Annotated in this window: 8 protein-coding genes; 4 read left to right on the forward strand and 4 right to left on the reverse strand. The window is 62.9% G+C overall.

All coding sequences use genetic code 11. The features are described from left to right. The 3 genes from OC610_RS09045 to recQ form a co-directional block, all read right to left on the reverse strand. Positions 1-1,474 (reverse strand): type IV pilus assembly protein FimV (locus OC610_RS09045; protein ID WP_264427499.1); only part of this gene is annotated, 1,474 nt, incomplete at its 3' end. A 111-nt stretch (positions 1,475-1,585) separates the two neighbouring features. After that, positions 1,586-2,020, reverse strand: coding sequence for a MarR family transcriptional regulator (locus tag OC610_RS09050; protein ID WP_030141131.1), 435 nt, complete (start codon positions 2,018-2,020; stop codon positions 1,586-1,588). 117 nt (positions 2,021-2,137) lie between these two features. Next, positions 2,138-4,264 carry a DNA helicase RecQ gene (gene recQ, locus OC610_RS09055; protein WP_264427500.1) on the reverse strand — a complete coding sequence of 709 codons (2,127 nt, stop codon included), beginning with the start codon at positions 4,262-4,264 and terminating at the stop codon, positions 2,138-2,140. A 418-nt stretch (positions 4,265-4,682) separates the two neighbouring features. On the opposite strand from recQ, the gene OC610_RS09060 reads away from it, so the two are divergent. Both OC610_RS09060 and OC610_RS09065 read left to right on the forward strand, forming a co-directional pair. Continuing rightward, positions 4,683-5,270 (forward strand): UPF0149 family protein, encoded by a 588-nt coding sequence (locus OC610_RS09060; protein ID WP_030141133.1) that lies wholly within the window; start codon positions 4,683-4,685, stop codon positions 5,268-5,270. Positions 5,271-5,278: 8 nt separating this feature from the next. Continuing rightward, positions 5,279-5,674 carry a YbaN family protein gene (locus OC610_RS09065; protein WP_264427501.1) on the forward strand — a complete coding sequence of 132 codons (396 nt, stop codon included), beginning with the start codon at positions 5,279-5,281 and terminating at the stop codon, positions 5,672-5,674. 161 nt (positions 5,675-5,835) lie between these two features. Here the strand turns inward: OC610_RS09065 and OC610_RS09070 are convergent, their stop codons facing one another. Continuing rightward, positions 5,836-12,948, reverse strand: coding sequence for a retention module-containing protein (locus OC610_RS09070; RefSeq protein ID WP_264427502.1), 7,113 nt, complete (start codon positions 12,946-12,948; stop codon positions 5,836-5,838). A 452-nt stretch (positions 12,949-13,400) separates the two neighbouring features. On the opposite strand from OC610_RS09070, the gene OC610_RS09075 reads away from it, so the two are divergent. Both OC610_RS09075 and OC610_RS09080 read left to right on the forward strand, forming a co-directional pair. Continuing rightward, positions 13,401-14,759: a TolC family outer membrane protein gene (locus OC610_RS09075; protein WP_264427503.1), complete on the forward strand. Its 1,359-nt coding sequence runs from the start codon at positions 13,401-13,403 to the stop codon at positions 14,757-14,759. 19 nt (positions 14,760-14,778) lie between these two features. Beyond that, the coding region (locus OC610_RS09080) for an ABC transporter transmembrane domain-containing protein (RefSeq protein WP_264427504.1) at positions 14,779-15,866 on the forward strand (1,088 nt) is incomplete at its 3' end.

Raw genomic sequence — 15,866 nt, forward strand, 5'->3', positions numbered from 1 at the left:
GGGGCTCAGGGGGCGCCTCCACCGGGGCGTTAATCATGGATATCTTGGGGTAGCGCTTGCGGGCTTCTTCCAGCGTCTGGTGATCGACGCCTTGGGACATGAGGTGGTTCTCCTGGGCCTGGAAGCCGATGACATCGCCCTGCTTGCCCAGCACATCCAACAGCTTGAGCCCCAGGTCGGAACGCTCCGGCTCGGCCAACAATGCCGCGCGCAGCAGCCCGGCGGCTTCGGTGAAGCGGCCATAGGTCAGGTAGATTCCCACGCCTTCCAGCACGTCTCCCAGAGGCGCATCACCGTTGTTGAACGACGCGGCGACTTCGGAGGGCTTTATGTCAGCGCTCTCCATATAGGTGTCGGTGTTGTCGTCCAGGGCCAGGTCGGGACGGGCGGCCAATGGCACCGGGTCCGCCGTCTCCTGCTGTTGCCGATGACGCAGGAACAGCAAAAGCGCCAGCAACCCGAGCATCCCCCCCAATCCACCCACCCACAGCCAGTCGATGCCTTCGGTTTCCGCCACTGGCGCCGCCTCGACTGCCGTTGCGGATTCGGCGGGTTCGGCAGTCTCGGGGGCAAGCTCCGAGGTGATCGCAGGTGGCGAGGCCTGGGTCAGCTGCGCTTGAAGTTCGCTGATCTGCTGGCGTTGCCCGGCGATTTCCTGGTCCTGGGCTTGAATCCGGGCCTGCAGTTGTTCAATGGTCTGCTGTTGCTGCTGGGCCTGCAGGACGCTGGCAGCCAATTGCTCGGTACTGTTGTCGGTCGCGGCGGGGGCCGGAGCGACAGGGTTTTGGGCGGGGGCTGGCAAGATAGCCGAATCAGGCAGCAACAAGCGCTGGCCGATGGAGAGTCGCTCGCTGCCAGGGTTCAGCGCCTGGATCCCCTGCATCAGTTCATTGACCGACGCATTGCTGCCCGCATCATGCAAGCGCTTGGCGATCACCCAGGGATTGTCACCTTGCACGACGGTATAGCGCTTGCCCTGTGTCGCCGGGGGCGGCTTGATGGCGGGTGTCGCCTCGGCCGAATTGGAGGGTTCCTCAACGGTCGGCACCAGGCCTGGCGTACCGGGCGGATCGATCAGCACGGTGTATTCGCGCAGCAGGCGCCCGTTGGGCTGATTGAGCTGAACAAGGAAGTTGAGGAACGGTTCCTCCACCGGTTTGCTGGAGGTCACCTGGATGAAACTGCGTCCGCCCCGCAGCACGGGGGTGAAGCGCAGGTTATTGAGAAAGAAGATCCGCTCCACCCCGGCACGGCTGAAATCGTCCGGACTCGCCAGGCTGGCGGAAAGATCACCCTCGCTGAGTCCCGCCGCATCAACCAGGGCGATATCGGCGCGCAACGGTTGGTTCAAGGCGGAATGAAGCGTGATTTCCCCAAGCCCCAGCGCCGACGCCAAGGCGGGAAACCCCAGGGCACCCACGACGACCGACACGTTGATCCAACTGCGCAACGTGGACTGCAAACTTTCAAGCATGGGTATCCCTTTGATCAACGACCTGTGCGAAACGCTTCCAATACGATCGCTTAGTACTGGTTATAGTTCGCTAACCACCGAATCTCAAAGGTCTGGCGCCAGGGATATGCCTCAGGATCTTTCCAGGTTGGCCAGGATCGTGCCGTGGACCCGCATGCAAACGCGCATGTCCGCTTCGTCGACGCCTTCGAACAACTCCCGGCGCAACTGCGTGGCAATGGTTTCGATTTGTTCGATCAGCGGCAACGCCGGCGCGCACAGTACGATCTTCTTGGCGCGGCGGTCCTCGGCCACGGCCTGGCGTTGAACCAGGCCCTGGGTTTCCAGGCTGTCGAGCAAACGGGCCAGGGTCGGGCCTTCGACGGCAACGCTCTGGGCCAGCTCCCGTTGGGTCGGGGCCTGCTCGAAACGGGCCAGGTGCAGCAGTACCAGCCAGCGCGCCTGGGACAGGCCCAGCCCGGCAAGGCGACGGTCCAGCTCGGCACGCCAGCCACGGGACATCTGCGCCAGTTGCATGCCAAAACGGTGTTGATCGGTCAAAGGCATAAAAAACTCATCAGATCTGAAATAGAGAAAAACTAATTATTAGTCAGCTAAGCATGACCTTCGGATTCAAGCAAGGCTCGCACTGTAGTGAATCGTTAAAGGTGCGTAACTGTTTGATCAGACTTCGAATTCCGATTGCAGCGCAGCCCTGACGCAATACAGGACCCCTTCCGGAACCCGTCCTGCGAACAACGCGGCGACTTCCGATACGGGAGGCAGCTCGCCTTCCCCATCGAGAAACGCATCCTGGACCTCGCCCATCAACTCTTCGGGCAGATCCAGCGCTTGTTCCAAGGAGAGCTGTTGCTGACCAATGGCCTCGGCCAGCATCGTGTAGACGTTCTTTTCCGAGCACTGCAATTGACTGGCAATCTGCAGCGGGGTCATGCCGGCCCGCGCCAGGGTGATGAGTTCATGGCGAACGTCGGCCACCGCCGGCGGGGTCTCGGCTTCGCCACCCAGCACTTGGAGGAAGGCCTCGCCATAACGCTCCAGCTTGCGCGCGCCGACGCCACTGACCCGGGCCATTTCCGCCAGGGAAGTCGGTTGGCTGCGGAGCATTTCCAGCAAAGTGGAATCGGGAAAGATGACGTAAGGAGGCACGCCGTGTTCCTCGGCCAGCTTGCGGCGCAGGGCGCGCAACGCTTCCCACCGATCACGCTCCTCGCCGCGCACCAGTTGGCTGGCCTGGCTCTTGCTGCTCTTGACCGCAGTCGCCGGCTTGAGGTCGCGACGCAGCTCCAGGGTCACTTCGCCCTTGAGCAAGGGCCGGCAGGTCGCACTCAGGCGCAGGCCGCCGTAGCCTTCCAGGTCGATGTCCGCCAGGCCGCGCGCGACCAACTGCCGGAACAATGAGCGCCATTCGCTCTCGCTGCGGGCCTTGCCCACGCCGAATACAGATAGGTGCTGGTGGCCGAAGCTGCGGACCTTCTCGTTGTCCTTGCCCAGCAACACATCCACCAGATGCCCGACGCCGTAGCGCTGGCCCGTGCGATAAATCGCCGACAACGCCTGGCGGGCCGGCTCCGTGGCGTCCCAGGTTTCCACGCCATCGACGCAATTGTCGCAATGGCCGCAGGGCTGGGGCATGTCTTCGTCGAAATAGGCCAGCAAGGTCTGGCGACGGCAGCGGGTCTCTTCGCACAGCGACAGCATGGCGTCGAGCTTGTGCTGCTCCAGGCGCTTGTGCCGCTCATCGCCCTCGGAGTTCTGCAACATCTGCTTGAGCATCACCACGTCTTGCAGGCCGTAGGCCATCCAGGCATCGGCTGGCAAGCCGTCACGACCGGCACGCCCGGTTTCCTGGTAATAGGCTTCCAGGGACTTGGGCAAGTCCAGGTGAGCGACGAAACGTACGTTGGGCTTGTCGATGCCCATGCCGAACGCCACGGTGGCGACCATGATCAAGCCTTCCTCGTTGAGAAAGCGCTTCTGGTGATAGGCACGCAAGTCGTTGGGCAGGCCGGCGTGATAGGGCAATGCCGGAAAACCCTGTTCGCTGAGGAATGCGGCCACTTCCTCGACCTTCTTGCGCGACAGGCAATAGACAATGCCAGCGTCGCTGCGCCGCTCGGCAAGGAACGCCAGCAACTGCTTGCGCGGCTGCTCCTTGGGCACGATGCGGTAGAAAATGTTCGGACGGTCAAAACTGGAGAGGAACCGCTCGGCATTTTGCAAGTGCAGTCGGTCGACGATTTCTTCGCGGGTACGCTTGTCGGCGGTGGCGGTCAGGGCGATACGCGGGACATCGGGGAACAGCTCGGCCAATTGCCCCAGTTGCAGGTATTCGCGACGAAAATCATGACCCCATTGGGACACGCAGTGGGCTTCGTCGATGGCAAACAGGGCGATTTCCAGGCTCTGTAAAAACGCCAGCATGCGCGGCTGCACGAGGCGTTCCGGCGCCAGGTAAAGCATTTTCACCTCGCCACGCTTGATCCTCGCGGCCAAGTCCCGTTGCTGCTCGGCGCTCAGGGTGGAGTTCAGCGCCGCAGCGGCGACACCCAATTCTTCAAGGGTGGCGACCTGGTCGTCCATCAAGGCGATCAGCGGCGAAACCACCACCGCCAGGCCGTTGCGCAACAGGGCCGGCACCTGGAAGCACAGCGATTTTCCGCCGCCGGTGGGCATGAGCACCAGGGCATCGCCACCGCTGGCCACGCGCTCAATAATGGCACCCTGGCGGCCACGGAAACTGTCGTAGCCGAAGATGTCCTTGAGGACGCGTTGAGCCTGTTCGAGCATAGAAACTCCAAAATCACCGAAACATCCCTGCAAGGCTGGTTCAGAATCGCAAACGCTGCACCGGCAAATCGTAAGTGCGCGTTTCCAACCGACCGCAGGGCATCACAAAACGCGGCAGTATACCCGAGGGCTTCGTTGCGAAGGGGGTTGGTGACAGGAGGTGATCAAACAGACGATCCCACGCCTTGCGCCCCGTAGGAGCTGCCGAGAGCAACGAGGCTGCGATCTTTCCCCAGCCAATTGCATCCAGAGCGAACGACCAGCAGATCAAGGTCAAAAGATCGCAGCCTTCGGCAGCTCCTACAGGTATCGCGGCCCTTCCGTGCACCCAAGTCGAGGCAAATCCACCACGCGGCTGGCCTGCCCGCTCAAGAAGGCCTAGAATTCCCGCATTGTTTATTCCCCAAGGTAGCCCGTAATGTCCTTCGCTGAGCAACTGACCCGCCTGCAAGTCTTCCTCGACGCCGATGAGCTGCACGAAGAGGCGCTGGACTACGTGGCCGCTCATGGCTATCTGACCGCCCTGTCCATCTGCTCCGAGCCAGTGCCGGACCGTGAATGGATCGATGCCCTGTTCGCCGAAGAGCCGCATTACAGCGACGAAGCCCAGCGCGCCGAAATCGAAGCTACGCTGGTCGGCCTCAAGGCCCACATCGCCCGCCAACTGGCTTCCGACGAAGAATTCGAATTGCCGTGCGAACTGGACCTGGGCGACGACCCGGACGATTCGGAACTGCGCGGCTGGTGCATCGGCTTCATGGAAGGCGTGTTCCTGCGCGAAGCCGCCTGGTTCGAAACCGCGGAAGAAGAAGTCAGCGAGATGCTGTTGCCGATCATGGTGGGTTCCGGCCTGTTCGACGAGCAACCAGAATTTTCCGACATTGCCGCCGACGCGAACCTGATGGACGACATGATCGTGCAGATCCCCGAAGCGCTGACCGCCCTGTACCTGCTGTGCAACGCTCCGGACGAGAAGCCGGCGATCCTCAAGCCTCGCCACCACTGAGTGACCGGGTGCCCTCGCCAATCGGCAAGCGCCCGCTGATCCTGCGTTACGCTCTGCTGGCCATCGGCTGGCTGAGCGTAGTGCTGGGGGTCATTGGCATTTTCGTTCCCGTACTCCCCACCACCCCGTTCCTGCTCCTGGCCGCCGCCTGCTTCGCCCGCAGTTCGCCGCGCTTCTACTACTGGCTGGTGGAACACCCCCGCCTCGGCCCGTGGATCAAAGACTACCTCAGCGGCAACGGCATTCCCCTCAAGGGCAAGGTCTACGCCATCGGTTTGATGTGGGCCAGCATTCTGTTTTCCTGCTATCTGGTTCCCCTCCCGTGGGCGCGGGGGTTCATGCTCACCAGTGCGGTGCTGGTGACGGTTTATATCCTCAGGCAGAAGACGCTGCGCAGCCGCTGAACATAATGGGGTGTTCCCGTGGCGAGGCGGCTTGCTCCCGATGGCTAGCGAAGCCGCTCTGAAATCAGCCAACGCAACCCTCCAGGCAGACCGCGCCAGCCGGTTTTACGACTGCTGCGCAGCCGAGCGGGAGCAAGCTCCCTCGCCACAGGCATCTGGTTTCACACCGTATCCACCTTCAACGAATGATCATTCAACATCCCGTTGATAATTGTCGCCGTGTCCGCCCCGCCAACCATCCCGCCCGATCCCGGCGTGACGCCGTAATGCGTGGCCAGATCGACACCGGCCAGGTCGATGGTCTGGTTCGGCGTGGCGCCGGCGATGCTGCTGACGTCGATGCTGGTGATGACCGATGCGCCGGTACCCGTGACGGTGAAGTGCAGGTAGTCGTCCAGGGACGCGCTGCTGCTGTTTTCACCCTGCAGTAGTTGGGACAGGTCGAGCTTGTCGAGGCCCGGGGTGAAGTCGGTGATGACGTCGTGGCCGCTGTTGCCCGCCTGCCATTGGAAGGTGTCGGCGCCGTTGCCGCCCGTGAGGATGTTATTGCCCAGGCCACCGATCAGGGTGTCATCGCCGCCACCGCCATTGAGCACGTCATGGCCAAGCCCGCCATCGATGTGATTGCCCGCGCTGTTGCCGGTCAGGGTGTCGTTGAAGTTCGAGCCGACGAGATTTTCGATGCTGGCCAGGGTATCCGTCCCGGCCCCCAGGGTATTTTGCGCGGCCAGCAGACCGAGGTTCACGGTCACGCCAGCGGTGGCATGGGCGTAGCTGGCTGTGTCGTTGCCGGTGCCGCCGTCGAGCAGGTCGTTGCCGCTGCCGCTGTAGAGCAAGTCATTGCCCGCCTCGCCATGCAAGGTGTTATTGCCGGTGCCTGCGCTGAGGATGTCATTGCCATCGCCGGCGTTGAGCACGTTGTCGCCATTGCCGGCCAGCAGCACGTCGTCGCCCGCCGTCCCTGTCAGGGTGTGGCCCGCTTGATAGCTGATGTCGACCGCGGCGCTGTCGCTGCCGCCGTGGTTGTCGCTGGTGGTGTAGGTCCCGTGATAATCCGACGTGCTGTCATGGGCACCGGCGTAATTGACCGTCATGGTCAGTTGATAATTTTCCGAGGCATTGACGTTGCCGTTGCCAGGATTGGGGATGTTGGTGACGTGGATCTGGTAGTTGCCGTCCGCCGCCGCAGTGAACGAAGCGCCGTCGTTGATCGCGACGAAAGGCCCGCCGTTCAAGGAATACTCCAGGGTGACGTGACCGGCGGCGAGGTTGTGATCCAAGGTCAGGGTTTCGCCTTGCTTGAGGCTGATGTTGAGCCGGTCTTCATCGTTGGCGTTGTTGTTCGACACCGCCCCCAGCGCACCACTGACCACCAGCACCGCCGTCATGCTCACGGCGTTGGCGACGAAGGCACTGCGGTCGAGGTTGATCGATTGGACATTGTTGCCGGTGAAACTGGCAGTGCCGGTAGTGCCGGTGAAGTCCCCACCCTTGGCGGCCCAGCCCGTATTGAAACCGGTGGGTGTAGCCGTGAGGGGATCGCCATTGGCGTCGCTGTCGTTGCCCAGCAACAATTCTCCAGGCACCACGATATTGCCCGACAGCACGTTGGTGATGACGTTGTCGGCAATCGCCACGGGCGCACTGTTGGGCACGACCTTGATCACCAGGCCGGAACCGGACAGGTCGCCATCGTTGTCGCTGACGGTGTAGCCGATGTTCTCGGTGATCAAAGTGCTGGTGGTGGTCTGCGAGGTGTAGCTGAACGCACCGGTGTCGAGATTCACCACCAGGGTGCCGTCATGGTCGGTGGCGATGCTGACGGTGTTGGTCGCGGTGTTGAACGTACCGTGGTTCGCCCCGCCGCTGGCAGTCAGTGCGCCTTGGCCGCCATTGGCGTCCGGGTTGTAGCTGTAGGTCGTGCCATCCACCACCAGGCTTTTGATAAATCCACCATCGGCGCCGAACGAACCGCCCTCGCCCAACAGGTTGCCCGTCACGGGTATACCCTGGACCGTGCCCGTAAGCACCGAGTTGAGCTGGTTCAGGTCGGTGACCACCACCGCGTTGGTGTTGGTGTGGGCGCTGCCGTCGTAGGCCAGCGGGTCGAGGTGGGCGTTGCTGACGCCGCTGCCCAGGCCAATGGCGTAGTTCTTGATGCCGTTGGCGTCGAGGAAGGCTTTCCAGGCGGCTTCATCCGTCGCGCCGATTTCGCCCAAGGTCGGCTTGCCGTCGGAGAAGAAATAGCCAACGTTCTGTGCGCCGGTCAGTTGGCCGGAAGTGGCGAACGCCGTCTGGGCCATCGCCACGGCCGCGTCGTAGTTGGTGTCACCGTGCGCCGTCAGCGCGGCGAGCAGCGTCTTGGCCGTTGCCACGTCCACCCACACGGAGCTCTGGTCGGTAGCGCTGCCGCTGAAGGTCACGAGCTGGACTTTTACGTCGCCCATGTCGTCGTATTTGTCGAGCAAGGCGCTGACCGCCTGCTTGGCCAGATCCATTCGAGAGAGCCCCGACACGCCGGAGGGGTCTTTCATGCTGCCGGAGACGTCAAGCACGATCAGCAGGTTGGAATCGATCTCGGTCGCCGTGACCGAACGCTCGGACGCGACAGCCTTGGGCACGTCATCGACAATATTGACCACCAGGCTGCCGGTGGTGCTGTTGCCCAGCGCGTCGGTGGCCTGGTAAGTGAAGCTTTCGGTCAGTACATTCGGGCCATCGTTGGCATTGGGCGAGGTTGTCGCCGGTGACGTCAGTGTGTAGGTGTAGGAACCGTCGGGATTGAGCAGCAGTTGGCCGTGGGCGCCGGTGGCGTCGCCCAGCAGCGTGAACGTCACGGCCCCGGTGGCACCGCTGACCGAGCCCACCAGGGTGCCGCTGGCAGTTTCGCCAGTGGAGCCCGGCTCACTGCCGGTCGCGGTACCGGCGGCCAGGTCCTGGCCATCCTGTTTCAGGTCGAGGGCTTTTTCATAGACGGTGACGTCATGGTCGGTTTCCGCGACCAGGCAACTGTTGTGCACGTCGATGGTGATGGTCGTGGTGCTTTCATCGCCGTCGGCGTCGCGCACGGTGTAGGTGAATACGTCGGTGGCGCCCGCTTCGCCCACGGAGCCGGGGTTGCTGTGGTAGACCGCATTGCCGTTGGCATCCAGGGTCAGGTAGCCATATGTGCCGTTGACCTGTGTGTTCAAGCCGCCAGTGACCGGGCTCGACGTGTCGCCGCCGGCCCGCACACCGACCACCGCCCCACCGTCGGCGCCAAGCACGTCGTTGTCTAACACGTTGCCACTGACCGTCCCACCTTCTATCACCGAAGCGTTGTCAGCATGAGCCTGGGGCACGTCATCGACGATATTGATGACGATGGTGCTGGTGACGGTGTTGCCGAGTGAATCGGTGGCCTGATAGGTGAAGCTTTCGCTCAGCACGTTCGGGCCGTCGTTGGCGGCGGGCGAAGTGGAGGCTGGCGAGGTCAGGGTGTACGTGTAGGAACCATCGGGGTTCAGGAGCAGTTGACCGTGGGCACCTGTGGCGTTGCCCACAAGGGCGAAGGTGACGGCGCCAATGGCGCCGGTGACCGCATCCACGAGGCTGCCCGTGGCGGTTTCGCCGGTGGCGCTTGGGTCGCTGCCGGTAACCGTGCCAGGGGCCAGGTCCTGGCCGTCCTGGTTCAGGTCGAGCGCACTTTCGTGCACGCTGACTTCATGATCCGGCGCGGCGACGAAGCAACTGGCGTGCACATCGATGGTGATGGTCGTGGTGCTTTCATCGCCATCGGCGTCGCGCACGGTGTAGGTGAACACGTCGGTGGCGCCCGGTGCGCTGACGACGTTCGGATTGCTGTGATAGACAGCGTTGCCGTTGGCGTCCAGGGTCAGGTAGCCGTAGGCGCCGTTGATCTGGCTATCGAGGCCGCCTATGGCTGAGGTCGATGTATCGCCGCCAGCCCGAACGCCGACCACCGCGCCGCTCGCGGCGGGCCCGTCGGCACCGCCCTCGTCGTTGTTCAGCACGTTGCCACTGACGGTGCCACCCTCGTCCACCGAGGCGGAATCCGCGTGGGCCGTGGGCAAGTCATCGACGATGTTCACGTCCAGATTGCCCGTGGCGGTGGTGCCGTTGTCGTCGGTAACCACCACGGTGAAGTGCTCGCCCAGGCTGTTGGCGCCGTTCGCGTTCGGGTGGGCTTCGTTGTCGAGCAAGGTGTAGCTATAAGTGACCACACCCGTGGCGGCGTTGAAGCCGGTCACGGTCAGGGTGTTGCCCAGCGCGGTGGTGATCGATTGCGGGAAGCCGGCAGTTACGCCACCACTGACCACGGTGATGCCGCCGACGTTGAGGGTCTGCACGCCGTCCAGCGCGGTCACGGTGAAGGTGCCGCTCTGGGTCAGCGCCGGGGTGTCCGGGCTGCTGCCGTCGCCGAGGTTTTTCTCCTGCAGCGTCAGCTCGCCGCCTTCGGTGTCGAGGCCGGTGATGATCACCGGGTCGTCGTTGTTGTGGACTTGCAGCACCAGGTTGGCGGTGCTGGTGTCGCCGTCGGCATCGGTCAGGGTGTAGGCGAAGGTTTCGCTGCCATTGCCGCCGCCGTGCAGGCCTTTGAAATCGGCGTCGGAGGTATTGAGCGTATAGGTGTAGGAACCGTCGGCGTTGAGCACCAGCGTGCCGTAGGTACCGGTAAACGTGCCGGGGGTGATCGGGCCGGACGCCACGTGATCGGCGCCTTGGGTGTCGTTGGTCAGCACGCTGCCGGTCAGGGTCAGGTTGCTTTCCGAGGCGGTGCCGGCGTTGCTGTCGTCCACGGCCTTGGGCAGATCATCGACGATGCTCACGTCCAGATTGCCCGTGGCGGTGGTGCCGTTGTCGTCGGTGACCACCACTGGGAATTGCTCGCCCAGGCTGTTGGCGCCGTTCGCGTTCGGGTGGGCTTCGTTGTCGAGCAAGGTGTAGCTGTAGCTGACCACGCCGGTGGCGGCGTTGAAGCCGGTCACGGTCAAAGTGTTGCCCAGCGCGGTGGTGATCGATTGCGGGAAGCCGGCGGCCACGCCACCGCTGACCACGGTGATGCCGCCGACGCTGAGGGTCTGCACACCGTCCAGCGCGGTCACGGTGAAGGTGCCGTTTTGGGTCAGTGCCGGAGCGTCCGGGCTGCTGCCGTCGCCGAGGTTTTTCTCCTGCAGCGTCAGCTCGCCGCCTTCGGTGTCGAGGCCGCTGATGATCACTGGATCGTCGTTGTTGTGGACTTGCAGCACCAGGTTGGCGGTGCTGGTGTCGCCGTCGGCGTCGGTCAGGGTGTAGGTGAAGGTTTCGCTGCCATTGCCGCCGCCGTGCAGGCCTTTGAAATCGGCGTCGGAGGTATTGAGCGTGTAGGTGTAGGAACCGTCGGCGTTGAGCACCAGCGTGCCGTAGGTACCGGTGAACGTGCCGGGGGTGATCGGGCCGGACGCCACGTGATCGGCGCCTTGGGTGTCGTTGGTCAGCACGCTGCCGGTCAGGGTCAGGTTGCTTTCCGAGGCGGTGCCGGCGTTGCTGTCGTCCACGGCCTTGGGCAGATCATCGACGATGTTCACGTCCAGATTGCCCGTGGCCGTGGTGCCGTTGTCATCGGTGACCACCACCGGGAATTGCTCGCCCAGGCTGTTGGCGCCGTTCGCGTTCGGGTGGGCTTCGTTGTCGAGCAAGGTGTAGCTGTAGCTGACCACGCCGGTGGCGGCGTTGAAGCCGGTCACGGTCAAAGTGTTGCCCAGCGCGGTGGTGATCGATTGCGGGAAGCCGGCGGCCACGCCACCGCTGACCACGGTGATGCCGCCGACGCTGAGGGTCTGCACACCGTCCAGCGCGGTCACGGTGAAGGTGCCGCTCTGGGTCAGCGCCGGGGTGTCCGGGCTGCTGCCGTCGCTGAGGTTTTTCTCCTGCACCGTCAGCTCGCCGCCTTCGGTGTCGAGGCCGCTGATGATCACCGGATCGTCGTTGTTGTGGACTTGCAGCACCAGGTTGGCGGTGCTGGTGTCGCCGTCGGCGTCGGTCAGGGTGTAGGCGAAGGTTTCGGTGCCGTTGCCGCCGCCGTGCAACGCGACGAATTGCGGATCGCTGGTGTTCAGCGTGTAGGTGTAGGTGCCGTTGGGATTGAGCACCAGGGTGCCGTAGGTGCCGGTAAACGTGCCGCCGATGATCGGCCCGCTGTCGGGGCCGGTGGGGATGCGGTCGGCGCCCTGGTGGTCGTTGGGCAAGACATTGCCGGTGAGCGTGACAAGGGTTTCCGATGCCGTGCTGGCGTGGCTGTCGTCGATCGCCTGGGGCACGTCGTCGGTAATGTTGACGTCGAGGGTTCCGTTGGCGGTGTCGCCATCGGTGTCGACGGCCACCACTGGGAATTGCTCGCTGATGCTGTTGGCACCGCCACCCGCTGGATGGGTTTCGTTGTCGTTCAAGGTGTAGCTGTAGCTGACGACGCCAGTGGCCGGGTCATAGCCTGTGACGGTCAGGGTATTGCCCAAGGGCGAGGTGACGGATTGCGGGAAACCTGCGGGCACCCCGCCGGTAATCACGTTGATGCCTCCGATGCTCAGGCTGCTCAGCCCGTCGGGCGCGGAAACCGTGAACGTACCGCTTTGCACCAGCGCGCCCGGATTGCTGGCGGTACCGTCGGCGAGGTTGGCCTCGTTGGCGGTCAGTTCGCCGCCGTCCACGGTCAGGCCATCCAAGGTGACAGGATTGTCCGGGGTCTCGGGCGTTACGGGGGGGACGATGCCGTCGTTATTACTATCCGGATCGGCTGCCAATTCCAGCTGGGGAAATTCGGGAATCCCATTGAACCCCGCCGTGGGAAAGCCGATCTGCGGGTCGACTTGTCCACCGACTTCCTCCAGCAACACAAAGCTGTGACCGCCACCCAGGGCGCCCGTCGCGTTTGCCCCACCGGGCCCTGCGGCGGTGGCTTCGCCGGCTTGGGTCGGGTCGGCGCCGGCGGCGATGGCTTGCTGCAGTTTTTGCACATCGGTCAGTTGCGCGTCACTCGGCGCCGCCGTTTCAGGGGTATCGACATGCGGTGCCTGGTTGGCGAGCAGCTGCGGGGTCAGGGTCAGGTCGCTGCCGCGCCCCAACGTCAATTCGTGGCCGTTCTGTAAATGCACGGCCACTGCGCCTTCGGCCCCGGTGACCAAGTGCTCGCCGGCATACAAACGATCACCTTCGACCAATGGGCGTCGCACCCCACCGGCGGCCTCCGCGAAAACCTGCCCTACCACCTTGCTGACGGTACCGATGAGCGCTGCCATGTGCATTCCCTCCGTTGCCAACCGTGGTCGGCATCTGTCTGGGTGAAGAAGTCATGCTCAAGTCGACCGTCAGAATCTGGAAAATCTGCCAGCTTTCACGGGGGTTGGCGACGCTAGCGCTTCGCCATAACGACAAAAAACCGTCACCCTGAATCGCCCCGTTTTTCAACTTTTTTGCTGTTCTTCACGTCGTTTCAAAATTTGAATGGAACTTTTTATTGACGTCTAAAAACCGTCAGAAGCCCGTAAATACAAAGCTCTTGCCCTGAACAATGTGCCGGTTTTTTTCCACGACATAAGTTTTTTTCGAAATAAACGTTATGAGAAATTCTTCTTAGGTTTTCCGCAGGATGTTCTTAGCTGTGTTGTTACAAGGTTGAAACGGTTTTGATCTTTTAAACGTCAATTTTCTGGCGACAACGAAGCACAACAGACCTCAGGAGATACACCCCATGCGCGTTCTTACACCCCTCTGCAGCGCGGTTTTGCTGGCCATGGCCTGTTCTTCTCAGGCGCAGGCGATGTCGTTGACCGAAGCCATTCAGAGCACCATCGCGACGCACCCTGAATTGGCGCAACGGCTGGACAGCCGCCTGTCGGCCAACGAAGACGTCAAAGTGGCAAGAGGGGGCTTTTTTCCGTCAGTTGACCTGAACGGCGGATATGGTCGCGGCTATAGCGACAACACCAATACCCGGGCGCTGGGCAACCATCACACGAACATCCTGACCTACACCCAGTCGGAGCTGCGTCTGCGGCAGATGATCTTTGACGGGTTCAATACCGCCAATGAAGTCGAGCGTACCCAGGGGGTGGTCAATTCCCGGGCCTATTACGCCCAGGGCACTGCGCAAGACCTGGCCCTGCGCACCATCGAGGTCTATCTGGAAGTGCTCAAGCGTCGCGAGCTGCTGACCTTGGCCAAGAACAACCTGCAGGCGCACCTGCGGGTCAACGACCAGATCGGCCTGCGTACCCAGCGCGGTGTTGGCAGCGCCGCCGACTCGGACCAGTCCAACGCCCGTCGGGCCCTGGCGGAAAACAACTACGACACCGCCCAGGTCGACCTGGCCGACGCCGAGGCGAACTTCTATAGCGTGGTCGGACGCATGCCCGATGAGTTGGAAGCACCGCCAACCACCAAAGGGGAAATCCCCGCTGAACTGCGCGAAGCCCAGCAAAGCATGGTGGATAACAACCCATACCTGAAATCGGCGCAGGCCGACATTCAATCCGCCGAAAGCCAATATGAAGTGGCGAAATCACCGTTCTATCCGCGCTTCGACGCCGAAGCGGCAGTGGGCGCCAACAACAACATCGGCGGTGAAGAAGGTCACGACAATAACTGGCGGGTCGGTGTGGTGATGAACTACAACCTGTTCCGTGGTGGCAGCGACAAGGCGCGGCTGGCGTCCAACGCGCATCAGATCAACCAGGCCATGGACATCCGCAACAACGCCTTGCGCCAGCTCAACGAAGATACGCGCCTGGCCTGGAACGCCATGCTCAATGCCCGCAAACAGACCCCGACGGCCCGTGAATACGCCGACACCACCGCCCGCGTGCGCGCCGCTTACCAGGATCAATTCGGCCTCGGCCAACGGACCCTGCTCGACCTGCTCGACAGCGAAAACGAGCTGTACAACGCCAACCGTCGCTACACCGAGGTGCGCTACACCGAGGAGTATTCGATGTACCGGGTGCTGGCGAACATGGGCCTGCTGCTGCACAAGCAACGGATCGTGCTGCCGGCCGATGCGGTCGCGCAGACCGAAGTCAAGAACCAGGCACGGTTGCCGGAACTGAAGTAATCCCGTGGGAGCGACCGATTTGACCAGCATGGAACCCACCACCCCGAGCGCCGACCCGCGCTCGAACTTCGATGATCCCTTGCTGGACGGCTTGTTGATCCTCTGCAAACTCCATGGCGCGACCGTCAGTCGCGCCAGCCTCAGCGCCGGGCTTCCTATGGCGCACCAACGCTTGAGCCTGGACCTGCTGCCGCGTGCAGCGGCCCGGGCCAGTTTGCAGGCGCGGTTGTTGCGTCGCGACCTGGCGGACATCTCGGCGCTGAATCTGCCGGTGATGCTGATCCTCGCCGGGGGCCGCTGCGCAATTTTGCGGCGCTGGGGCGAGGACGGTCGTGCGCTGATCCTGCCCAGCGAGGCCGATGGCGGCGAACAATGGGTCAGCCGTGAAGAGCTGACCATCGACTATAGCGGCCAGGCCTTGTTCGCCCGGCCGCGTCACGAACTCGAAGACCTGCGCGCGCCCTTGGTGCCGCGGGTCGAAGCGTGGTTTCGCGACACGTTGAAACTGTCGCGATGGCTGTACAGCGACGCGATCCTGGCGAGCTTCCTCATCAACCTGCTGGGCTTGATGGTGCCGCTGTTCGTCATGCAGACCTACGACCGCGTGGTGCCGAACCAGGCCACATCGACACTGTGGGTGCTGGCCGTGGGGCTGTTGATCGGCACCGGTTTCGAACTGGTGTTGCGGGTGGTGCGGGCCCATCTGCTGGACACCGCCGGCAAGAAGACCGACGTGATTCTCTCCGCCACCCTGTTCGAACGCATCACCGGCATGGCGATGAAAGCCAAGCCCGTGACCATCGGCGGCTTTGCCCAGAGCATCCATGACTTCCAGGGTCTACGGGAATTTCTCACGGCGGTGACACTCACCAGTTTGATCGACCTGCCCTTCGCCCTGCTGATGCTGGTGGTGATCGGCCTGTTGGGTGGATGGCTGGTGGTCATTCCCGTGGTGGCGTTTCCAATCACCATTGTCTTCGCCATGATCATCCAGGCGCGCCTGCGCGACACCGTGCAGAAAAGCCTGGCCCTTGGCGCCCAACGCCAGGCCTTGCTGATCGAAACCCTCGGCGGCCTGGAAACCCTCAAGGCCTGCAGCGCCGAAAG

The organism is Pseudomonas agronomica, from assembly GCF_025917275.1.
Classification (GTDB): Bacteria; Pseudomonadota; Gammaproteobacteria; order Pseudomonadales; family Pseudomonadaceae; genus Aquipseudomonas; species Aquipseudomonas agronomica.